The organism is Sphingobacterium sp. SYP-B4668 (assembly GCF_027627455.1).
Lineage (GTDB): Bacteria > Bacteroidota > Bacteroidia > Sphingobacteriales > Sphingobacteriaceae > Sphingobacterium.
In genome coordinates, this window is sequence record NZ_CP115483.1 from 2902490 (window position 1) to 2918843 (window position 16354).

Consider the following 16354-nt stretch of genomic DNA (forward strand, 5'->3'; position numbering starts at 1 on the left):
TGGAAACAGCGGCACGCGTGCACTAGCTGACGTCTTTTCATTTCGTATGATAAACGTTTAATTAGGAAAGCTTTACTGCATTACAATTTGGGCGCCATTACTTGCCGTTTAACATTTTGACTGCGAGGATATGCTTACAAAGCCCGCGCTGCCCTTGATGATTGGTAAACCAATTGCAGGTGCACTGATGCTTATCACCTTGAATGATAACGGTGTGTTGGACGCCTGACCCATCGACTCGGGCTTCGATATATTCCGGATGATTTTTAATAAACTGAACACCTTCTGTAGCGACAAGCTTTTTCGCATTTTTTAACCGTGGATTTAACGCCAGGATACGCTCCATCTTAAACGGTAAGCGTCTATAGTAATGCTGGTGGCTGTGTAGATCATACCCCAATAACCCGATGGATGAAAGGGATGCCGAAAGTGTATCCATGGTACCAAAGTCTACATCATGCTCGATGGATAACATAGTGGGATCGAATAACTCATTTGATTTGAGTAGGCCATTGACGGCATGTACCCATTCATCAGGGACTGCTTTTATCATATTTTCCAACACATTGCCTTCTCCTGAAAATCCCCGATAACTGTCTGGTGATAGGGCCAATGTCAACCGCATCTTGCCAAAGTCAGCCACAAATGCGGCACTCTCCCCTCCTTTTTCCTGATAGACGAGCAGCTTGTCAGCGTAGGTAAGCAAACCCTCTAGTAAGCGCAGACGATGGATACCACCGATACGAACGGCATGGGCCGTATTAATGGGTGAGAATACAAATCGATTGGCCCGCTGGGTGAGGTAAAACTCGCCTTTGACATTTCCCTTGGGCATAGCCTGAAACAGTTGGATAAGCTGTATCTTATTCAGCTCAAATTGTAATTCCATACCTGCAAGGTATAACTGTACAGAAGTAAGACCTTTGATCCAACGTGGTGGTAGGGTGACTTTCTTTTCGGTGACCTTGGCTTTGTCGGTACTGATGGCAACTTCATTGCTGCCTACACCTAGGACCATCTTCTCGGTCTTCTTGACGGCATTCAAGGCGTTGAGCATAGGCTCATTAAAATCGACATTGGTGGTGCCACTAGCGATAAACTCACCATCAATGGCATCTTCTAAGAGATCCAAGCGCGCGTAAACGCCATTACAGGAGGAGAATCCTTCAAAACGAATCTGATTGGTACCTGCGGATACGATCGGATCCCTAAGACTAGGTGGTATAGGTCCAAAACTAGATCGCACTACTTTTGAGAGCGTCAACAAGCATTTGGAAGTCAATAAGGGATCCGTCAGGCTTCCCCAAAAAAAACAAGGTACATTGGCAACTTCGGCCAATTCGGACTGATGTGCTAATACCAATTGTTGGATACCTGACTGCTGTATCAGCTGTGAATTTCTTGTGTAGTTAAGTGCTAAATCTTGCTCGGCCATATTCTTATTTGTTTATTTTCTTCAAAATAGGTTGCAGACTCTTGTATATCGCTAAGTTCTTGAATACCGACTGCAGCTCTTTCGGAACGTGGTATTGTTCTTTACTCATGAGATCGTAATAGTATTCTATTACTTTCTTGAAATTGGTAGGCATTTTCTCCACAACGACATAGTGGACAAGCGCGATATCCAACAGCTGTAACAACGCATTGTTGTGCTTGGAAGACATATCGCGACATTGTTCTAAAGTCTCTACAAAACGACCAATGGGTCCATAGCCATGGCTTAAGAGTAGCCCCAAATGCGTACCTAGGATGGATACATCTAATCTATTATCACTAATGGAGGCCAAAAGAACCTCGACGGCCATAGCGCGCACTTCTTTCTCTTTATTGAAGATGGAGGTGGCTAGATACAGACTGGACTGCCCATCAAATCGAAAAAAATCATATAACATCTCTTTTAAATAGGCTGCCGGAAGCTTCCCCCCTACATCGCTCTTGCTATTGAGTCCGAGTGTCAAAAACATAGAGAGACTTTCGGTATTCTGCGGCATCAAACTGTGTAGGTAGGGAATATCGGATTTGTTCAGATAGTAAGTGCCAACGGTATTATTGCCGCGATTATAGATGTCTTTATGATATAAGAAGGTGTCGACACTTTGCTTAAACATGGGGAGTGGATAGCTGAGCTGATCCCCATTGTACACACGTTCGGACTTCTTGGTGGCATAGTTGTAGCTATCGTAATAAGTAGGCTCCATTTTCAATGTTGGACGGAAAGGCTCGGCGGCAAAAGGAATGTCTTTTAGGGAGGATTGATCAAACTCTTCAACGTGTTGGTCGGGATAATGTGTACGTGCTACGGTGGCCCATACGCCAAGCCAAAGAAGTTCGTTTGAATCTTTCGACAGGAGTAAATTCTTCAACCATGACTGCTGCTGTGTCTTGATGGTCGTATCAAAACCTAAAGCATAGTTCAATATTTCTTGGACCCGTGGCTCCTTGACCTGCTGTATGAGTGGCTTGGCATGGTCTAGATCTTCGCGAACCGTACGACTGAGTGCGATAGATAAATCCAAAAGATTTATCTCTACGTCAAGGTGTTGATAGTCCAAAATGCGCTGAACCAAAACGGACGGCGCAATCCAAAAGGGTTTATGGGTAGGTAGGCTCAATAAAGGCAGCTCCAATCCAGCTATAAGGTGACGCTGCAGTTGCTCCATTTGACTCCCCATTAAGCCAATCCACTTGGAGTAGCTATTATAACGGTCCTTGTGCTGATATACGGTATTGGGCTTATAATGCATATTCAGAAATACGCTGGAAAAATAGTCGAAGCAAGAAGATTCGCTATAAATACTCGTCAACTGCTTGATATAAGGGTCTAACTGCTTCTTATAATCTGTTGGGAAAATAGGGGTATACTGCACCCAGGCATTCATCAGTACCTCTATCTCTACGGGATCCGCACCTCCAATGACCTCGCCTATCTTAAAAAAGATGTCATTCCAAGTCTGCGGATAGACAAGGGCTTCGTTCAAAAGTCCGCGCTCCGATGGATGGTACTCGTAACGCTCATTTCCAGGGCCGCCTAATACCGCTAATATCTCATCTTCGGAATAGGCTTCTTCTTCTTGGAATAATAGCTGTAGATCAGTAGCGACAGCACCCATCATCTGCAATCTATAAGATTGTAGCTTGTGTGCAAGCTCTTCGGAGGGTTGCTTCTGATATTTTAAAATAAACTTAGTCGCGCGCTCCTGCAATTGCAAATCGGAGATCATAAACAGATCGGCCGCTAAAAGAACGAAACGGTCTTGTAACGCTGGCCGTTGTTTCAATAATTTATCGAATTGAATCAATAAAGTCTTGAGGCTTGCCTTAACATCACTCCGCATAAAGATGCCTTCGGCCCAATCTAGAAATTCTTGCAATTGAAAGTCGGGATGCGTGAAATAAGGCTTTAGATAGTCTACCGTAAAATTAATGACTGCACTATGCTCGGCATGTAACAATGGAAAGAACGCCCGCTGATAGGCTATCACGGTATCTTCAGGCAGTTGCAACCGGTCGATCAGCTTTCTAAAATAGCTTTTGAGATTGTTGTTCCAATTTTTGGTCTGTGCTTCCAGTGCGCCTGTGATAAGTAGTTCGCGCTCTATTTTGCCCGCATCCAGCAGTTTGTCGAACACCTTGTCCCAGAGCAGTTCATTAACGGTATTTTGGTGACTGTAATCCTGATAGATATTATGGATGTTTGATTCGTATTCAAAGACTAAGGGAATATCTCGTTGAATAGTCAACTCATCTTCTGTCAAGACCTTAAAAATCTTATGGGATTCGTGGTAATCGAACCCGGAAATAGCACTTGCATACAGTTCGGGCTCGAACTCGACATGACCTAAGCTCTCTAAATGACGAAGGCTTGAATAACTGATACGTTGCCATTCATTGCGCTTGACCAATTGCAGCAGATACGCTCCCAACCAATTGGGCTTGGCATAGGCCAGTACCTCCCCCACATCGGGGCTTTTAGCTTGTTCTAATAGTTCTTGAAAAATATCCCAATTACCGATATCGGAACCTGAAAAAGTCGCCAAAGCGAGTAACTTGACAATACGTTGCTGCTCTTTGGTACCTCGAGTACCCCAATTGTACTGCGCTTTATTGCGATAGACAGGATCATTGGAAAGATCGCTATAGTCTACCCAGTACCGCTTGGCTGTGCGAATTTCTTTTTTTAAGGCTTCTAAATGGCCTGCGGCATACTGCTCCAAATAGGGAATAATATCCTGCACCTTCCCCTCGCTTATGAGGGCCTTCATCGCCGCTATGGCTTCTTCTTTACGTTGGGCACTGGCGGTAGGTGGACGCGTGGATGCAGCGGTTGTTTTGGGGAGGGCCTCAACGCTGCCATCTTCTGAATATCCCTTTCTAGTCTTCTCGGCAATTAGCTTCTCGGCGTCCTTCAAACAGGTTTCTTCTGAATCGAATGTCTTACTTTTCTGTTGGCCGGCGGTCCCATTTCGTCCATATGTAACCGTGTGGGTGCTGCCTGCGGTCTGTATTTCCCAAAATTTATCTGATGTACCGTCTATGTATTTTAGATGCTTAAACATAATATCTTCACGTAATATTGATTCTTTTCCGTTAAACGAAAATAACTTCTTTTATCATATAGGTAATCGGGATATAACTAAAATTGTTCATACACCTATTTATCCAAGTATATCCACGACCCATACAGTTACCTCAAGCTCCCATTTCCGCTAAAAATTTTAATAGCGAAATATAGTGAATTAATGCAAAAAGATAGCATATGATATTTAGTTAATAACAGAAAGAGGGGAATTAAAATAATGCGCAGCCTGATTAAAGATACGGCTTCGATTCACAGCAGTGGTTAACTGGTCCAAAAAATCTTTACTTTCTTTACTCTAAGACTACCAATTTAGCTCATAATGCGTACTTCTACCACCTGAATCTTTCTTAGATAGAACATCTTTACTGACCAAATCGGTAATATCACGAAGTGCCGTATCAGTGGATACTTTTGTCACCTTTGCCCACTTTGACGAAGTGAGGTTTCCTTCAAAATTATCCATCAATTTATTCAACATGATGCGCTGTCGATCATTACCTATTTTAGAAGCATTATGCATCCAAAAGTGATGCTTTCGCACCACTTTGTCGATTATTGCATTGGAAGCAATAATAGCTTGCTTGAGGCAGTTCAAAAACCAAACGATCCAAGTTGTAATATCAGAGTCGCCTTTTTGAGTTTTCTCCAATACAGCGTAATAACCCTTTCTTTCCTGCTTAATCTGTGCAGACATGCTGTAAAAGCGTTGATTTACACCATCAGCTTTTGATAGTTGCATATCTGTCAATGCTCGAGCGATGCGTCCATTACCATCATCGAACGGGTGTATCGTGACAAACCATAAGTGTACAATACAAGCTTTTAATACTGGATCTACAGTCGAGTCCATATTGAACCAACCTATTAGCTTATTCATTTCTTGTGAAAGCCGTTCAGCCTTTGGCGCTTCAAAATGCACCATTTCTCTTCCCATTCCTCCTGATACAACCTGCATATCGCCTGCTCTCCATTGTGCAACATCAATTTTATGCAGTCCACTTCTTCCTGTCGGAAATAACGCACCATGCCAGTCGTATAGTCTTTGGATACTTAGCTTTTTATCCGTGTTTTGGGTCGCATCTAGCATCATTTCTACCACACCGTCAACATGGCGATCAGCGTTCACCAAACCAGAGTTATCCAACCCAAGTCGCGTAGCGATTGACGAACGTACTTGCTCAGGGTTCAGTATTTCCCCCTCAATTTCAGAGGATTGAACAACGTCTTGAATAAGTGTTTCCAAGTTTGCTTCATCCTTTAGCTCAAAACCCAACAACTCTACTTTTCCAATAAGTTTTCCTTGGAGATTTCGAACATCGCTCAATAAACTGAGGATCTTCTCATCTTCCCAATGAAAATCTGTCCAATTATATCGTTCATGTATATAAACTGCCATGACTTTAAAAATATATGCGGTAAATATAGTGATTATTCACCGCATATTTTGCGGCGAATAACGAGCTTATTTACCGCATGTTTGCAAATTTGTATTCAATTCACGCATCAAGAATGAATTTCCGCATAGGTTTAACACGGACGCAGGAAGTTGGCAATTAGGAAAAAGCCGAGTAAAACTGCCTGTATACCTGTAGCTGTCTCGAAGAAAAACCACCTGGGAATTCAGATCTAAACTGCCCAAACGCACTGCGTAGCGAACGAATGACGGTGTTCGAGAGTTCTGCGCATCATCGATAATCCCCTCCGAAAACTTTATCATTGGATGGTTGTTTTAATACGTGAACATAATCCATAAAATTATTTATACTATGGCTACAGAAAATCTGAACAATAAGGAAGCAATTACAAAACTTCAGGAAATGGTCAATAAAATAGACGTCGGGATGTTGTGTACCTACCCTGGAAACAATGAATATCTTCACGCTGTGCCCATGAGCAGGCAGGAGGTAGATGATGATGGCAATATTTGGTATTTATTTTCAGCGGAAAGTGACACTTTTAAAAATCTACAAGGCAACAGCAAAGTCAGCGTATTGTTCTCGCATGTGGGCGACTATAATTTCCTAAGTATAAACGGTATAGCAGAAATATCCAATGATAAGGGGCGCATTGAAAAATACTGGAATAAATTTGTGGAAGCTTGGTTTGAGAAAGGAAAAGAGGACCCTAATATTCGTATTTTGAAAGTAAAAGTTGAGGATGCTCATTATTGGGACAATAAAACCAGTAAGTTGGTTACTATTTTTAAAGTTGCGGCTAGCGCTATATCCGGCCAAAAAATGGATATCGGACGAGATGGAGAATTGAATATTTAGATAGTTATATACACCTACTCGCCCTACCATTCATCATACTCATCTACACCAGCTCCACAGCCTCCAATTCAGCTGCTAGACGGTGAAGCCCCCTTCAATCTTCTTAAGCTGAGGCTGACGGGGCTTTTTCGCGTCGGGAACGAACTCTTCCGCGATAGTCTTGATGGTATCTAAAATGAATTGCTTGGCAAGCACCGATAGCTATTTTGTATCTTTGAAATTGATCGACAACAATTTCAAATCCTAACGTGCAAGACTTTAATACATTAATACAGGAGCATTTTGGCCAACTTACAGAAAAGGAGTTGGCAATAATCCATTCCTATTTTCAAGAAGAGCAGCTACAAAAAAATGATTTTTTCACCAAGTCAACTAAAGTCTGCGACAAGCTCAGCATTATTAAATCGGGAATTTTAAGGGTCTATGCTTTGGCAGATGGAAAGGAAATCACACAATGGATTTCTACTGAAAACTTCTTGATCACGGAAGTTTTAGGTTTCTTTTTTGATCAGCCGAACCGTTGGAATATACAGGCATTTACCGACACAGCGTTATTGACCATTACCAAAGCCAACTATCTCAAGCTTTGCAAAGAATTTCCAAAATGGAACGAGATTGAAAAGCGATTTATCGTAAAGTGCTTTGCTATGATCGAAGATCGGGTTTTCTCGCACCTATCAATGACAGCGGAAGAACGATATGACTTGTATTTTGAACAAAACAGGGCGTTGTTTAATCAGGTCCCGTTGCAGTACATTGCCTCTGTGCTAGGAATGACACCAGAAACATTCAGCCGAATACGGAAGCGTAGAACAGGAAATCCTTGATTTTTGTCAAGAGATATCGGATTAAAGTTTCAGAACTTTGCTTCATATAAAGCAGCAAATATGAATAACCTTCTGAAACTGGAAGAATTGGGCCAGTTACTACTTTCTATCTTCTTATTTAACCAACTGGAATATTCGTGGTGGATTTTTCCAGCGTGTATTCTATTACCGGATTTGTCCATGATCGGCTATTTGTTCAACAGCAAGATAGGTGCCTGGATCTATAATTTTTTTCATCATAAATTGACAGCAATTGCTATTTTGGGGCTGGGATTTTGGCTGGACAATTCATTGCTTATTTTAGCAGGTGTGATTTTATTGGGGCATTCGGCAATGGATAGAATATTTGGTTATGGCCTAAAATTCAGTGATAACTTTAAGAATACTCATCTCGGTGGAATTGGGAAAAAGTAAGGGGTACACGCTACCGCACTATTGTAAATTCAACCTAGGTTCAGGGCGAACTTCTCAATGGCCGATAGGTATGTTCTTATTCAAACATGCAGCTTAGCATAGAATGCCAACTTCCGCTTCGCGAAGAGCGAGAATGTGACTGGACCGGCTGTAAAGACTAATTCAAAAAATACCCCATTTTAGGTATTTTATTGAAAATAAATGTTTCTGTTATTTGTAGAGCAATATAAAGGCTAATTACCACGAAGGATAGAAGCTCAAGCTATGAAAATCACATTATTAATCGTGCTGTTCCTTATCAATTGGGCGGGAACAACTCAGGGACAGAACAAAATTGATTTTAGTGCCAATTTTAAGACAATGTCTTATTACAACAGTATAGGCGGTGATGGATTGCGTTCGGAAAAATTTTTCGGGCAATACCGCGTATACGATCATGGTGGGTCTTTGAGGATTGGAATAAAACTCACCGTAGCGCCCAATAGTGGGCGAAGCTACACCTACAAAGGTAAGACCTATACGGCATCGGAAATACCTGAACTCAATAATATAGATATCAAAACGGTAACGGGCGCACTGAAAGTCCATGATAACCGGCTGAAGGCGGGTGAGAAAGATAGAGAATTGGAAATATACATCGGGGGCTATGCCGACCAGTCGGGTAGTCTGGGTGGAAATAACTACGAACTATCGAGCAAAGTGCCTAAATCCTTCCCTAACACGACACTTATTGAGTTTGTTCCGGAACGCATATACTTTAACTCTAGTGATCTACATTCGGCCATAGAAAGGTATATCGGAAAAGAAAAAGAACGAGAAGCAGCAAAAGCGAACCAACAAAAATACGAGAATTTGCTCCGAGAAGCAGACCGCTTGTTTACAGCCAAAAATTACGACCATGCGTTAACTCAATACTATTCGGCAAGCTATATAGATGTATCTGATAAAACAAGAGCGGAAAATGGCATCGCCAAAACCAGAAAAATATTGGGCGAAGAAGCGACGGAGGATAAACCAAAAGAATCAAACGCCCACACCTATAAGAATGGTGAATGTAAATTGGCGGGAACCGTAGCTGAGCACTACAGCTGCCCCCTATGTGCGCAACAGGCGAAAAAGGAAACCGAGGCAAAGGCAAAGGAGGACAAGCGCCTAGTAGATGCAAAAACAGCACGGGAAGAGGAAGCACGTAAAGCTAAAGCGGCGGAAGAAAAACGAATCGCAGATGAAAAGGCTGAAGCAGCACGTAAAGCGAAAGAAACAGAAGCAAAACGTATAGCCGACGAAAAGGCGGAACGGGAGATGAAAGCTAAACTCATGGCGCAACTGAAGAAAAATGGAGGGGCGGGTGAAATAGATCTAAAGAACATTAAGGTGAAGCAAGAGGCCACGGAATATGTCTTCCTATATAATGAAATTCCGATAAATAGATTTCCGAAAAATAGGATAAAGTATGATATATCGAACTTAGGTCCAACAGATTACTTTTACGGTGTAGATCCGAATGCTGAAGTTCTTTATAAAGGAGTTTATGATAACCCTGGTAAGAGCGGTAAGATTATCTTATTTGACCCCCTGGGAAAAGAGTTAACGGGCTTTCCCGACTTGTATAATTACAAAATTGATGAAAATGAAAAAACAATTGTATTCTATCAATACTTGTCTACTCCTGAATTTCTACGATTCACGACGAAAGAAACGAAGAGAGACCTTGATTACAGAAAGGTACTGGGATTTTACACCAGTGATGGAGCAGCAAGAACTGCCGTAACCAACTATAGGCCCCCATTCGAGCAGTGGCGAGATTTACAATTTTTTATCGTTAAGGTAATGGCTATAGTAACAGACTTCAACCTGAAGATCGTCAGTGAAAAAGAGGGTTACTTACTGACGGAATATCATTACAGCAATTAATGTCATAAGTGTCATGAAAAAACAAATCATAACATGCATATTCCTACTATTCACGGCATCCATATCTGCGCAAGAAGATGTGGCAGATTATAAAAGATTTGATGCGCTAGCAAAGAAAATAAATGACATCCAAAGGACAGCGGACGGTAAAAAAGTAAAGAGCGATCAAGCGGATCTAATATTAAGTATTCCTCCGGATAACTTCTTTTTCAACTACCATAAACAAAGTGCAACGAATATCAATAAAGTGGAAGACGCATTGTTGGTATATGAAAACCTTGACCTGTCCGATGTCAACGCTATCGGAATATTGGATGAATCATTCGGAGGCTGCGGAATGGTGGCTATTTCGACAAACAGAAAACAAGGCTACACAGTGGTAGCCAATGGGAAAACAGAAAACGCTGAGCTAGAAGATATTGCATTCTACTTTTCATCTACAGAAAGAGCAAAGGGCAATGAAATGTTTGACGCACTTGTTGAACTGATATATCTCACTAAAATAAAGAAAGGGCTATTGACCTCCGAGCAGGCGGCTCGTCAACGGAACAAATGGAAACAGACTGTTGAAAAAAATACGGCCGCCGCTTACTATGACTATTGGAATAACGAGCCCGAGAACCTATTCACCGATTTGGCGTATTATAAATTCGAAAAAAATGAGAAATCTTTAACTATCGATAAGATCCAGACTGGAATCTACGCCGTGGGGATGACTAAGAAACAATTCGAGGATTTTGTTTACGGTCAATTCAAACAAGTGCAATCAGAGGACCAGACATGGAAAGAAGTGGTCGAAAATTACAAGATACCCTACTTTGTAAACTCAAAGGGCTTGACGGAAGTCGCCACGATTTACGCTTTTGATATCGGTAAACTGACGACGGGGATCAAAAGTAAAAAATTAGAGAAAATAAAACCTATCACAAATCCGGTCAGCAATAAGCTTAAGCAGGTAGCCGATCAAAACGACCTGCTTTCTCTACTGCCTCCGGGGGGAAAGTTTAGGCTGGGGGCTATCAGGTTCAATCAAAAGGATATAATAACCGAAGTCTCCTTTTTCTATGAAAATGAAGCGAAAAGTGCGGCGGAAATCACAAGCGAGTCTGTGAAAAAATTTGGGGCAAAATTTGGGGAGCCATCGTATGTTGACGCGGAGAAGACTTACTTTAAATATGGCAGTAAATACACTAAGAGAAGTATCACTTTGTTTTCGGGAAGTCTAGTGTTAATTACAGTTAGCATGAAGTCTACAGACTAGTCAATATATCTCATTAGGTCTACATTTATAACCATCAGTGTATCGAAAGATAAAAATACACGTATATGAAGAGCTATTGGACTGAACATCTTTCTACCAATAGCTACCGAGGTATCGTACACAGGAAGCCGGAAACACTATTTATGAACTAGACAGTATTAAGGTGATAGCAGACAAACTATCGTCAACTCCCAAGGCTTTCTACGTCAGAATCTTTCAAACAATCCTAACGATAGGAAAAACAAGTGGTCCCTTCATTGTTTATTAAGATTCATTGTAAAGAGAGGTAGATCCGCCCATTGGCGGACAACATGTCGACATCTTCTTTGCTCTCTTAAACAAATATAGAGGCTGAATGTTATAAAAGGAATATGGAACTAAGTAAAGCTTTTCAGCAAGTAACAAGCGAATTCATAGCGCTAATGGATACATTGGACGAAAATGAATTGAATAGGAAACCCAACGAGGGAGGTTGGTCTCCTGGACAGGTCGGCGATCATATATACAGGTCTTATGCCTCTGCAGGAACGATGGCCGGACGTACTGGACCGACTTACCGTGAACCAGATGAAAAGGTACCGTCCATTAAAGCGATATTCACAGACTTTACTACGCAGATGGAGTCTCCTGTAGCGGTATTGCCTTCGGAGAAACATCTTGACAAACACCTGTTAATGACAGGTCTCCGTAATCGTACGGCGCAGATGATAGCGATAATCAATACCAGAGACCTCTCGGCCACTTGCCTTGATTTTGCGATTCCGGAGTATGGTCCCTTTACGGGGATGGAATGGGGTTGGTTCAACACCTACCATACACAGCGCCATCTGCATCAATTAAAGAATATCATCTCGTCAATCAAAAGTTAATGATGCCCGATTTCACCTATTACAGATTACTACAAAACAACAGATAGGGAGAGGTTGAAACCTTCAAGTTAATTCGTCAAATTTGTAAAGAGATGACAGGCTTTATAATACAAATACGGAGCAACCTACGGTATAAATGGGTTGATAAAGTGATAAGAAAATGGCGATAGCTTGAAGTTTTTATACTTTTGGGGACATACCATCAAACATAAGTAAGACATTGGAAAATTCTGCTTCAGCCAATGGTTTGAATCGTTATTCGTAGAGAGGGTATAACTTAATAGAACGGTCGAACACTGGATGATGGCCATAAGGCTTTGCTATTTGGAGATAACGAGTGCTTTAATCGCAATAATCTCTGCTTATAATTTAGCCACAAACAGTATTACAAATATTATGTAAAGTAAAATTACGCTATGTTAATACCTACCATACACGGACTTATTGAACGACGGATACTTGTGAACTATGTTGCTGATCCACAAATCGTAGAAAAGATCCTCCCCTCTCCTTTTAGGCCGAAATTGTACAACAACAAGGCCATTGTTGGTATCTGCTTAATCCGTCTTAAGAATATCAAGCCGAAGGGCATGCCTGATTTTTTGGGGATAAGTTCTGAAAATGGAGCTCATCGGATTGCTGTCGAATGGGAAGATGCCGACGGAGAGACAAGAGAGGGTGTTTATATACCGAGACGCGACACCAATTTAAGGGCCAATGCATGTGTTGGCGGAAGGATATTTCCGGGAAAGCACCATTACGCAGACTTTAATATACGGGAATCGAATGGCTACTACCACTTGGATTTCATAAGTTCGGACAATACAACCATCGAGATTGATGCCCAACTTTCTGAAGCTTTCAGTACAGAATCCATATTTCAATCTTTGGAAAACGTATCTGCATTCTTTGCGAGTGGCTCAATGGGCTACTCCCCCAATGGCAGCTCATTCGATGGTCTGAAACTAGAAACATATAATTGGGAAGTAAAGCCATTGGAAGTAGTCCATGTGAAGTCAAGCTTCTTTGATGATAATAGGGTCTTTCCGGAAGGGAGTATCAAATTTGATAATGCACTGCTAATGGAAAATATCGAGCATGAATGGAAGTCTTTGAAGTCGATTTCATGTATTAAGCTATAAAACATATGGGGATTTAAGAATAGGAAAGCGGAAATACTTAAACTACGCTCGATATGTTACCTACACAGAGATGCTGAATTAAATTCAGCATGACGATATAAATTCAGCATGACGCTATCTTCTTTGCAAATACTTAAAACTATGCTCGATGTGATACTACATAGAGATGCTGAATTAAATTCAGCATGACGACATTTTCTTTGCAACCTAAAAATAATACCCGTTAAGGGCTATGCTTGCCAAGGACTTAGAGTCATTATATGATGCGGAAATGAAAGATCTAAGCAAGCTGGGACTTTTCGAGAGTGGTGTCAGTTAAGCTGCTCCTTAATCACTGTAACGTAGTTCGGTAGATTGAGACGTGAGGTAATTACCTCCACATATTTGTCATAGCTATCCTTGTCATAACCTTTGAATATCTTTACTGCTTGACCTTCACGATTTGTAAATACTACAAATGGAATCGATGTCAAACTGTATTTGGCTTCAAGGAGTAGCAATTGACCCTCGTTTATCTTGTATCTTGGCCACTCTATAGGAAATCTATTTATAAATTGTCGCCATACGGTCGAGTCTTCATCAATAGACACACTGGATATACTGAATCGTTTTTCATCTTTGAATTGCTCATGCAATTTCTTCAGTAGGGGGATTTCCTTGATACAGGGGCCACAATAGCTGGCTTCAAACACCACCATATTCAAATCGGTCTTCGTCTCAACATCGGTGACCTGAACTCCGGAAAGGTCTGAAACCTTAACAGGGATGAGATGCTCTGACAGTTTATACTCAATAAAATTATTGATTTGTGAACCCAGATATGTAAGCTGTACCTCAGGGTCGAATGCGTCATATAAGCTTTTCAAATCACGAACTTCAATCCCAAATCTTGAATAGTATAACATCGACATTAGGTGATTGGAATTCGTGTTGTCATCTATTAGACTTTTTATCGCTTTAACAGATTTCTCAACTTTAGCATCAGAAAAAGAAGAAGCTCCATCATATCTGAAAAGAAGTAAATTCTCTTTGGGATTGTCAATATTGACAATCAGGTTATTTCCGCTTAACAATTTTTCTTTCCCCCCATCTATCACCGTTGCATATTTCTCGAGGCTGAATGACGTCCAGTATTTGTCTTTCTCTGGTTTGGGGAATATTAAAAAATCAAATTCATCTCGATCTCCTATTTTGAATATGATGGAATAAACATCAAATCTTTTCGGACTTGGTATCTCAAATTTGAACTTATTATCTTGAACAATAGTAGAATCTTTAAATCCAAATATATTGGTCAAATAAACGATTTGGCCATCCTCAAGTGCTATATTCCTGCCCTCAACTTTGTACGGACTGCCTTTTTGAGAACAGGCAATCAATGAGAAACAGAATAAAAGTGTGTAGTATAGATACTTTATCATAATAGTGGTAGTACATGGCTGAAATTCATTTCCAAACCTCTATAAATCTACAAATTATCGTGTAGACTTAGATGCTACTTAGGAGGAAAGGTTTTCATCACGGTATGCTTTACCAAGTGTGGATGATGTTTCTTCAGCTCATCCCGGAACTCTTCCAGACCATACAGCATTCCGCTAATACGAATACTACCGCCCCCCGTTCCATACAAGACTATTTGATGCATAAATCTGTCATAACGCGCTTCCGTGATGTCGGACCAATTCAACTCGGCAGCGACACCCCATGCATTAATAACCTTGACCCTTGCATCATTGATGAATACCCGGTGCTTAAAGTGTAAACCTAAATAATATATGGAAATGTATCCAAATAGACCTGCAAAAAGCATAATAAATGTGGCAATGACCCATATATTGTCTCCTTCCTCTGGTTCGGAGACGAATACCATCGCTAGAACAAAAGCACACAAAATAGCACTAGAAGCTCCGAAAAAAGCGAAAACAAAAGGATTGCTCAATACCCTATCTCCTTCGGCATTGATCCTGACAGTACGAGAATGGCGATTGGCCAGCCAATAAATAGCCCCTATCAATATAAACGTGAAGAAAACAGTGAAACCAATATTCATATTGTAAAGATAGTAACTATACTTATCTTGTAAAGCAATGAAAAATACTTAAACTACGCTCTATATGATACCTACACAGAGATGCTGAATTAAATTCAGCATGACGATATAAATTCAGCATGACGCTATCTTCTTTGCAAATACTTAAAACTATGCTCGATGTGATACTACATAGAGATGCTGAATTAAATTCAGCATGACGATATAAATTCAGCATGACGATATGGACCTGATGCCATATGTCTGGACCAGGTACTTATCTATCGCTTCCCACTCGTCATCAATAATACTGAAAACATAGAATCCCTTGCTTGGTCCGTATGACTGGATAGAATAGTTCCTTAATAACCCTTCACAGGTGGCGCCCAATTTTTTCAAACTTGAGGCTGAACGCTGATTCTCGAAATCGACCATGAATTGGACTCTTCTCAAGCCTTTATCAAAACAGTATTTGAGCATAAGGTGTTTAACAAAATAATTGATACCTGTCCCCTGCCAAGCTTCTCCAAGCCAAGTCCAACCGATTTCAATTCTCTTTTGCGAAAAATCCACCGAACCAAACTGGGTGATTCCGGCTATTTTATGGGTATGTTTATCGATGATGACAAATGGGTAATTGCGCTTTTGATCTCTCCAGGATAGACAAATCTGAATGTACTGCTCGACGTCCTCTCTGTTCTTAACCCGACGGCCATACTCCCAAAGACGGTCTGAAAAGCTAATGGCGACCAAACTTTCTAAATCTTGACTATGGAGAGGCCTTAATAATACGTTGTTATTTTCTAAAATAATGTCTGATTTAAAGAACTGCTCGTTTCCGAAATCGTCTTTCACACCGATAGCACTCATAAAAAACTATAATTTGTACGTCAATAATACACAATTATACGTTTTTTCGTAAGAGACAGCAACCAAACAGCGATAAATGGGTCTGCAGCTCTTGTGCAAATCAGCAGCGCCCTAACTTCGAACATTCTTCGGATGGGCTATAGCCTCCGTCCTACATTTGTCCTCCCCATGTCCTA

Annotated in this window: 14 protein-coding genes; 7 read left to right on the forward strand and 7 right to left on the reverse strand. The window is 41.0% G+C overall.

Going from position 1 to position 16354, the window contains the following annotated elements:
• Positions 1 to 97: 97 nt before the first annotated feature.
• The 4 genes from OQ289_RS12100 to OQ289_RS12115 all read right to left on the reverse strand — a co-directional run bounded on the left by OQ289_RS12100 (position 98) and on the right by OQ289_RS12115 (position 6296).
• Positions 98 to 1435 (reverse strand): SWIM zinc finger family protein, encoded by a 1338-nt coding sequence (locus OQ289_RS12100; protein ID WP_270087118.1) that lies wholly within the window; start codon positions 1433 to 1435, stop codon positions 98 to 100.
• A 4-nt stretch (positions 1436 to 1439) separates the two neighbouring features.
• Entirely contained in the window at positions 1440 to 4556 is a 3117-nt protein-coding gene (locus OQ289_RS12105) for a DUF6493 family protein (RefSeq protein ID WP_270087119.1), read from the reverse strand.
• A gap of 324 nt (positions 4557 to 4880) precedes the next feature.
• Complete coding sequence (locus OQ289_RS12110) at positions 4881 to 5975, reverse strand: Fic family protein (protein ID WP_270087120.1); 1095 nt, start codon at positions 5973 to 5975, stop codon at positions 4881 to 4883.
• Positions 5976 to 6041: 66 nt separating this feature from the next.
• Positions 6042 to 6296 carry a hypothetical protein gene (locus tag OQ289_RS12115; protein ID WP_270087121.1) on the reverse strand — a complete coding sequence of 85 codons (255 nt, stop codon included), beginning with the start codon at positions 6294 to 6296 and terminating at the stop codon, positions 6042 to 6044.
• Positions 6297 to 6345: 49 nt separating this feature from the next.
• Here OQ289_RS12115 and OQ289_RS12120 point away from each other — a divergent pair, with 49 nt between their 5' ends.
• The 7 genes from OQ289_RS12120 to OQ289_RS12150 all read left to right on the forward strand — a co-directional run bounded on the left by OQ289_RS12120 (position 6346) and on the right by OQ289_RS12150 (position 13279).
• Positions 6346 to 6852, forward strand: coding sequence for a pyridoxamine 5'-phosphate oxidase family protein (locus OQ289_RS12120; protein WP_270087122.1), 507 nt, complete (start codon positions 6346 to 6348; stop codon positions 6850 to 6852).
• A 248-nt stretch (positions 6853 to 7100) separates the two neighbouring features.
• Positions 7101 to 7679 carry a Crp/Fnr family transcriptional regulator gene (locus OQ289_RS12125; RefSeq protein ID WP_270087123.1) on the forward strand — a complete coding sequence of 193 codons (579 nt, stop codon included), beginning with the start codon at positions 7101 to 7103 and terminating at the stop codon, positions 7677 to 7679.
• A gap of 60 nt (positions 7680 to 7739) precedes the next feature.
• Positions 7740 to 8093 carry a DUF4260 domain-containing protein gene (locus OQ289_RS12130; protein WP_270087124.1) on the forward strand — a complete coding sequence of 118 codons (354 nt, stop codon included), beginning with the start codon at positions 7740 to 7742 and terminating at the stop codon, positions 8091 to 8093.
• 264 nt (positions 8094 to 8357) lie between these two features.
• The gene (locus tag OQ289_RS12135; RefSeq protein ID WP_270087125.1) at positions 8358 to 10007 is read left to right on the forward strand and encodes a cell envelope integrity protein TolA; all 1650 of its coding nucleotides are present in this window, start codon (positions 8358 to 8360) and stop codon (positions 10005 to 10007) included.
• Positions 10008 to 10020: 13 nt separating this feature from the next.
• The gene (locus OQ289_RS12140; RefSeq protein ID WP_270087126.1) at positions 10021 to 11268 is read left to right on the forward strand and encodes a hypothetical protein; all 1248 of its coding nucleotides are present in this window, start codon (positions 10021 to 10023) and stop codon (positions 11266 to 11268) included.
• A gap of 371 nt (positions 11269 to 11639) precedes the next feature.
• Positions 11640 to 12137 (forward strand): DinB family protein, encoded by a 498-nt coding sequence (locus OQ289_RS12145; RefSeq protein ID WP_270087127.1) that lies wholly within the window; start codon positions 11640 to 11642, stop codon positions 12135 to 12137.
• A gap of 416 nt (positions 12138 to 12553) precedes the next feature.
• Complete coding sequence (locus tag OQ289_RS12150) at positions 12554 to 13279, forward strand: DUF2071 domain-containing protein (RefSeq protein ID WP_270087128.1); 726 nt, start codon at positions 12554 to 12556, stop codon at positions 13277 to 13279.
• A 311-nt stretch (positions 13280 to 13590) separates the two neighbouring features.
• Here the strand turns inward: OQ289_RS12150 and OQ289_RS12155 are convergent, their stop codons facing one another.
• The 3 genes from OQ289_RS12155 to OQ289_RS12165 form a co-directional block, all read right to left on the reverse strand.
• Entirely contained in the window at positions 13591 to 14700 is a 1110-nt protein-coding gene (locus tag OQ289_RS12155; RefSeq protein ID WP_270087129.1) for a TlpA family protein disulfide reductase, read from the reverse strand.
• A 74-nt stretch (positions 14701 to 14774) separates the two neighbouring features.
• Entirely contained in the window at positions 14775 to 15329 is a 555-nt protein-coding gene (locus OQ289_RS12160) for a hypothetical protein (protein WP_270087130.1), read from the reverse strand.
• A 210-nt stretch (positions 15330 to 15539) separates the two neighbouring features.
• A complete protein-coding gene (locus OQ289_RS12165; RefSeq protein ID WP_270087131.1) occupies positions 15540 to 16178 on the reverse strand; it encodes a GNAT family N-acetyltransferase in 639 nt (212 codons plus the stop codon).
• Positions 16179 to 16354 lie beyond the last annotated feature (176 nt).